Source organism: Brevibacillus sp. YAE8 (genome assembly GCF_057543335.1).
In genome coordinates, this window is the sequence record NZ_BAAIYG010000128.1 from 1 (window position 1) to 563 (window position 563).

At 38.9% G+C, this 563-nt stretch carries 1 protein-coding gene; it reads right to left on the minus strand.

Annotation, left to right across the window (positions count from 1 at the left end; translation table 11 throughout):
• Positions 1–563: peptidoglycan-binding domain-containing protein (locus AC27IT_RS27965; RefSeq protein WP_487092285.1), on the minus strand; the 563-nt coding region annotated here is incomplete at both ends.

The following is a 563-nucleotide window of genomic DNA, read 5'->3' on the forward strand; positions in this document are numbered from 1 at the left end:
CCCCCAAACATATGGCACCCCTATGAATTTTTTAGAATAAGCCACAATATCACTAGCTGTCGCTTGCGTTGAACTATTAACAGTTGAAGAACCAGTGGCGCTAGTAGATGCGTTATTTAAGGCATTTAAAGTAGCTGGACCTACTATTCCATCCACAGCTAAGCCATGATCCCGTTGGAAATTCATAACGGCAGTTTGAGTAATTGTGCCAAAATAGCCTGTTGGTGTGGCGTTAAAGTAACCTTTTTCCTTTAACAGCTGCTGTACTTTTTCAACTTCATTACTAGTCATTCCATATTTCAAAAGTGTAATGCTTGTAACCGCACTTGTTGAATTAGCTATTAACGCTTGATATGTATTAGGTCCCACCATTCCATCAGCTGTTAAACTATGAGAACGCTGAAAGCTTAGAACTGAATCTTTTGTAATTGAACCAAAATAGCCAGTCGAAGTAGCTGAAAATATGCCCTTCTGTCTTAAAACATCCTGTAATTCTTTTACGTCTGGATCTGTCATACCTTCTTTTAATAGCTTGTCCCCTAAAGCTGCATGGCTTATTGTTG